Source organism: Halanaerobium sp. (genome assembly GCF_003070835.1).
On the sequence record NZ_QBLR01000193.1, the window covers coordinates 1 to 6,390 of the forward strand.

Consider the following 6,390-nt stretch of genomic DNA (forward strand, 5'->3'; position numbering starts at 1 on the left):
ATAAAAACCCACACTAAATAGCGAAGAGGCATAGATTTAAATGTTTTGAGAACAGGGAGGTATTTTAGATGGGCGAAAAGACAGAAGTCAATGACATTGACCGCAGTCTGCATGAAGAAAAAAATGTAGCAAAACATCGTTATCAATCTGCTAAGGGGTTAACTCCTGAAGTAATAAAAGAAATTTCTAGAGAAAAAGATGAACCAGAATGGATGCTGAAATTCAGGTTGAAAGCCTTAGAAATATATAAGAATAAAGAGGTTCCCACCTGGGGAGCCGATATTTCTGATTTAGATATGGATAATATTATTACCTATGTCAGGCCAGATGCTGATCTCCAGAGTGACTGGGATCAGGTTCCGGAAGAAATTAAGAATACCTTTGATGCTCTGGGAATTCCGGAGGCAGAAAAGGAATCTTTAGCCGGGGTAGGTGCTCAGTATGATTCTGAGGTTGTTTACCACAATCTAAAAGAAGAAATGGTTGAACAGGGCGTTGTTTATATGGATATGGAAAATGCTGTTAAAGAACATGAGGATTTAGTCAAACAACACTTTATGAAATTAATCACACCTAATGATCACAAATTTTCAGCTCTGCATGGAGCTGTCTGGTCAGGTGGATCATTTGTTTATGTTCCAGCAGGAGTAGATGTAAATATTCCTCTCCAGTCTTATTTCCGTCAGAATGCACCTGGCTCAGGTCAGTTTGAGCATACTCTGATTATTTTGGAAGAGGGAGCAAATGCTCACTTTATTGAAGGCTGCTCAGCCCCAAAATATTCGGTTAATAATCTCCATGCAGGTGCTGTAGAATTATTTGTAAATAAAGGTGCCAAACTTCGCTATAGTACAATAGAGAACTGGTCCCGTAATATGTATAATTTAAATACCAAAAGAGCTTTAGTAGAAGAAGATGGCGTTATTGAGTGGGTTTCTGGTTCTTTTGGCTCAAAAGTATCAATGCTTTATCCAATGAGTATTTTAAAAGGAGCCAGAGCTAGAGCAGAGTTTACTGGGGTTACTTTTGCCGCTGAAGGACAGTATTTAGATACCGGGGCTCAGGTAATTCATGACGCTCCAAATACAACTTCAACAGTCAATTCGCGCTCGATTGCTAAAGATGGCGGCCATGCTTATTACCGCGGCCTGCTTAAAGCAACTAGAAATGCTCATGGAGCAAAAGCTTCCGTTTCCTGTGAATCGCTGATGCTGGATAATGAGTCGAAATCAGATACTTTACCGATTATGAAACTGCAGACTGATGATATTGATATCGGCCATGAAGCAAAGGTTGGACGAATTAGTGAGGAAGCTGTTTTCTATCTGATGAGCAGAGGAATCAGCGAAGAGGAAGCAAAGGCCATGATTGTCCGCGGCTTTGTGGAGCCAATTGCCAGTGAATTACCATTAGAATATGCAGTTGAATTAAATAATCTAATCAACCTTGAACTCGAAGGGACTATAGGATAGGTGATATGAGATGTACAATAAAAAATTAGTAGATAATTTAACCACCGGCCAGTCAAAACTATTAAGCAGCAGAAGAAGAGAAAGTTTTGATCATTTTAAATATTTGGCTCAGGGTGATTATAAGCGAATAAATTTAATTGACTATCAGTTTCCAGAATACAATCCTTATAATAAGGAATATTTAAAAGAAAAAAAGGGTCAGGATGAGCTGCTGATCAAAAGAATGACAGATAATCTAAATAATGAAGAAGAAATTTTAAATTATCTGGATCAGTTTAAAGATAAAAAGGTCAAAAAAGGTAATCAGGGGCTTGATGCCAAGTATCTGACGATGGCCGAAGCATTTTACAATACTGGTCTTTTTATTAAAGCTCCAAAAAATGTTAAATTAAAATTACCAGTTGAGATTTTTTATCAACTTGATCAGGAAAATCCTGTTTTAATTGATAATAATTTAATCGTGGCTGAAGAAAATTCAAGCCTAACGGTAGTTTTTGACTATAGAATGCAGGATCAAAACTTAGAAGCTTTTCATAATGGTTTAACCAGAGTAATTGTTAAAGATAACGCTGTTTTAAATATTGTTAAGGTGCAGCGTTTTAATGATCAGAGTGATAACTTTGACAGTAATATTTCTCTGGTTTCCAATCAGGGAGAGCTAAACTGGATTCCAATTGAACTGGGCGGCAGAAATTCAGTTACTAATAATGAAAACACCCTAATGAATGCCGGCAGCAGAGCCAGCATAAGTTCAGTTTATTTTGCTGACGGCGACCGCAAGCTGGATCTAGGATTTAAAATGAATCATCAGGGACGCCACAGCAGCAGTAAAATTGAAAGCAAAGGTGTTTTGAAAGATAGGGCTCAGAAAGTTTTTAGAGGTGATTTATATTTTCAGAAAGGTGCGGGCCAGGCAAAAGGATCAGAAAAGGAAGAGGTTCTGCTTTTAGATAAAACAGTTGATTCTGATTCCATACCAGCATTGTTTTCTGAGGAAGATAATGTGGAGGGAGAACATGCTGTAAGTGCAGGCCAGATTGATGAACAGCTCTTATTTTATCTAATGAGCAGAGGTCTGACTAAAGCAGAAGCCAAACAGCTAATGGTAGAAGCTGCTTTTAACCCAATTTTTGCTAAAATACCTCTTAATGACCTTAAAGGAAGTGTTATTAATGATGTCAAAACAAGAATCCGCAGTTAAAGAAAATAAAAGTGACCAGAATTTTGTCGAAAAATATAAAGCTGATTTCCCAATTTTAAAGCAGCAGATTAATGGTAAAGATCTTGTTTACTTTGATAATGCGGCTACAACCCAAAAACCGGAAGCTGTTTTAGCTGCAGTGGATAATTATAACCGTACAATTAATGCTAATCCTCATCGGGGTGCTCACACTTTAAGTGTTCGCGCTACCGAAGCTTACGAAAAGGCCAGAGCTAAGGTCAGGGATTTTATCAATGCCGAAAAAGCAGAAGAAGTTATTTTTACCCGGAATACTACAGAATCCCTAAATCTGCTGGCAAATAGCCTGGAAGCTTTTGTTGAAGCGGGAGATGAAATTTTAATCTCTGTGCTTGAGCACCACAGTAATATTCTTCCCTGGCAGCAGCTGGCTGAGAGAAAAAATTTGAATTTAAAATTCTTATATCCAGATCAAAATTATAGAATTCCACTGGCAGAGCTTAAAGAAAAACTGACAGAAAAAACTAAGATTTTTAGCATCTCCCAGATGTCAAATGTGAGTGGGGTAATTAACCCGATTAAAGAAATGGCAGAACTTGCCCATCAAAAGGGTGCTTTAGTTGTTGTTGATGGTGCGCAGGGGGCTCCTCATATTAAGACTGATGTTAGAGATTTAGATGCTGATTTTTATGCTTTTTCCGGTCATAAGATGCTGGGACCAATGGGGATTGGTGTACTTTATGGAAAAAAAGATCTTTTAGATGAATTACCTCCTTTTCTAAAAGGCGGAGGTATGATAGAATATGTAAAAGAACAGGTTTCTACTTATGCTCCACTTCCTGAAAAATTTGAAGCCGGTACTCCCAATGTGGAAGGTGCAGTGGGTTTACAGGCAGCAATTGAATATTTAGAAGAGATAGGACTGGATAAAATTAAGGAACATGAGCTTGAATTAACAGCCTATGCCCTTAATAAAATGAAGAAACTGGACTATGTCGAGATAGCCGGGCCGCTGGATTTAGAAAATCGCGGTGGAATTATATCTTTTAATATTAAAGATGTTCACTCTCATGATTTGGCTACAATAGTTGACAGTGAGGGGATTGCTATCCGTTCTGGCCATCACTGCGCTCAACCGTTAATGCACTACTATCAGATTAATTCCACCGGGCGAATAAGTTTTTATCTCTATAATACAAAAGCAGAAGTGGACCGCTTCCTGGAATCACTGGAGAAAGTAAGGGAGGTTTTTGGTTATGGATCTTGATTCAGTTTATACAGAATTGATAATGGAACACAATAAAAACAGCCGCAATAAACATTCATTAGAAGCTGCAGATTTGAGTGAGCATGGTCACAATCCAAGCTGTGGAGATGATATAACTCTGGAGCTTAAATTTGATGGTGATACTATCAGCGATGCAGCTTTTACGGGCAGCGGCTGTGCGATTTCGCAGGCTTCAACTTCAATCATGATTGATTTAATTAAAGGTAAAAGCATCGAAGAAGCACTGGATCTTGTTGAAACTTTTATTGCGATGATCAAAAAAGATATAGAAGATCAGCAGGAATTAAGAAAGCTAAAAGATGCAGTGGCTTTAAAGAATATTTCTAACATGCCGGCCAGGGTTAAATGTGCAGTTTTATCCTGGCATACACTTAAAGAGGCTTTGAATGAGCGAAACTAAAATTTGAAAACTGATTTTAAAAACTTCACCAAAAGGTGGAGTTTTTACTTTACATAAAAGCAAATAATCTATATAATAATGATAATGAATCTCAATGACTTTCTTTCATGAATTTTTGTTTGCTTTTGTTTGTTTATGTTCATTTGTGTTCATGCACCGTGAACCTGTCGAATTTTGTCAATAACTCAATAAGTTTATAAGACTATAAGATGAGGTGGAAACAATGGAAAACAGAAAAAAAGGAATAACCTATATACTTTTATCGTCACTCTTTTTTGCGATGATGGCAGCTGCAGTTAAATTTTTAGGTGATATGCCGACAGCAGAAAAGATATTTTTTAGAAATCTAGTTGGTATTTTTATTGCCTTCAGTCTTGTCAAAAAAAGCGGCAGCTCACTGACCGGAAATAATAAAAAGCTTTTAATCTTACGCAGTATCTTTGGTGTTTTAGGAATTGCAGCCTATTTTTATGCCCTGGCAAATATTAAACTATCTGATGCAGTAATTTTAAATAAGATGTCCCCGTTTTTTGTAATGATCTTTGCAGCTTTATTCTTAAAAGAGAAGGTTAGCAAAAAACAGCTAATTGCTTTAGTAACAGCAGCCTTAGGCGCTATACTGGTAATTAGACCGGGTTTTGATTCTAATTTAATACCTTCTTTAATTGCTTTAATGTCCAGTTTATTTGCGGGAATTGCATATACAATAGTTAGACAGCTGCGCAAAACTGATTCAGCAGCTGCAGTAGTTTTTTATTTCAGTCTTTTTTCAACTCTGGCAATGATACCGTTTTTGCTCAGCGGTAGTTTTGTAATTCCTACAGCTATCCAGGCAGCAGCCCTATTAGCTTTAGGATTATTTGCAGCAGCAGCTCAGTTATTTATGACCAATGCCTATCGGCATGCAGAGGCGGGAGAACTTTCAATTTATACTTATGCGAATATTGTTTTCTCTTCAATTTTCGGACTGCTTTTATTTCAGGAGATGCCGGATCTATTTTCAGTATTCGGTGCTGTATTAATTATCTCAGCCGGTTATTTAAATTATCGGGCCAAGGAAAAAGAAGTGGCAGAGAAAGCAGCTGAATTAAAATTAAAAAAGGAAAAGCAGAAAAGTACTATCTAAAATAATAAATTATTTAATATTGCCCTCAGTTTAAACGCTGGGGGTTTGGTGATTTAGCGGCAAACATTGCAGAATGCTTTCTAAGAACATATAATAAATGTAGTTTATACATATTTTTATTAGCTAGGAAATTATACCTGATGGTTTGTTGTGGATAATCTTTATAGTTTCATAATTTCCGCTATCAACAAAATTTAACCTTACTATATTACAGATTGTCCGAAGGCCATTTTGTTCTTTTTGATTATAAATGGAGGGATCAGAGTGAAAGATATTAATACAATTTTTTTGGATGTTGATGGTACACTGACAGACGGCAAAGTTTATTTAGATAATGGCAAAAATGAATTTAAAGCTTTTAATGTTAAAGATGGTTTGATAATAGTAGCTGCGATAAAAATGGATTATGACGTGATAATCATGACCGGTCGGAAATCCGAAGTTGTAGCTCGTAGAGCAGCTGAGCTGGGAATAAAAGAATATTATCAGGGTGTTAGAAATAAAAAACAGGCTTTAGAAAAGCTGATGGAAGAAAAGGAAATTAATTATAGTAATTTAGCTTATCTAGGTGATGACTTAAATGATTTACCGGTAATGAAAGAGGCCAGATTTGCAGCTTGCCCGGCAGACGCTGCAGAAGAAGTTAAAGAAGTTTGTGATCTGATATCTAAATTTAACGGTGGTAATGGAGCAGTCAGAGAGATTTTAACTCATCTTTTAAAAACTAAAGGAGATTATTACAAAATAATAGAAAGTTTTACGGAAAAAGAAAATTAATTTCACTATACTGACAGGTACCCGGTACCTGTCGGTTTTGTAAATAAATGTCCAAATTTTATTTATTTTAGCTAATTATATTATAATTTGGCTCTTTGACAAATGTTGTGAAATCTAAATAGCACCGTTTGAATCAAGTTATCTCTT

6 protein-coding genes are annotated in these 6,390 nt (G+C 36.4%); all 6 read left to right on the forward strand.

Features of this window, described 5'->3' with window-relative positions:
* The first annotated feature begins 68 nt into the window (after nucleotides 1–68).
* The 6 genes from sufB (at nucleotide 69) to CI949_RS15020 (ending at nucleotide 6,243) form a co-directional block, all read left to right on the forward strand.
* Nucleotides 69–1,472 (forward strand): Fe-S cluster assembly protein SufB, encoded by a 1,404-nt coding sequence (gene sufB / locus CI949_RS14995; RefSeq protein WP_290767739.1) that lies wholly within the window; start codon nucleotides 69–71, stop codon nucleotides 1,470–1,472.
* A gap of 10 nt (nucleotides 1,473–1,482) precedes the next feature.
* A complete protein-coding gene (gene sufD, locus CI949_RS15000; RefSeq protein WP_290767742.1) occupies nucleotides 1,483–2,673 on the forward strand; it encodes a Fe-S cluster assembly protein SufD in 1,191 nt (396 codons plus the stop codon).
* Nucleotides 2,648–3,919 (forward strand): cysteine desulfurase, encoded by a 1,272-nt coding sequence (locus CI949_RS15005; protein WP_290767745.1) that lies wholly within the window; start codon nucleotides 2,648–2,650, stop codon nucleotides 3,917–3,919. The genes sufD and CI949_RS15005 overlap by 26 nt, the downstream gene beginning before the upstream one ends.
* The gene (gene sufU, locus CI949_RS15010) at nucleotides 3,909–4,340 is read left to right on the forward strand and encodes a Fe-S cluster assembly sulfur transfer protein SufU (RefSeq protein ID WP_290767748.1); all 432 of its coding nucleotides are present in this window, start codon (nucleotides 3,909–3,911) and stop codon (nucleotides 4,338–4,340) included. The genes CI949_RS15005 and sufU overlap by 11 nt, the downstream gene beginning before the upstream one ends.
* A 223-nt stretch (nucleotides 4,341–4,563) precedes the next feature.
* A complete protein-coding gene (locus CI949_RS15015; protein ID WP_290767751.1) occupies nucleotides 4,564–5,466 on the forward strand; it encodes a DMT family transporter in 903 nt (300 codons plus the stop codon).
* Between the two features lie 264 nt (nucleotides 5,467–5,730).
* On the forward strand, nucleotides 5,731–6,243 hold the full coding sequence (locus tag CI949_RS15020) for an HAD family hydrolase (protein ID WP_290767754.1): 513 nt from the start codon (nucleotides 5,731–5,733) through the stop codon (nucleotides 6,241–6,243).
* Nucleotides 6,244–6,390 lie beyond the last annotated feature (147 nt).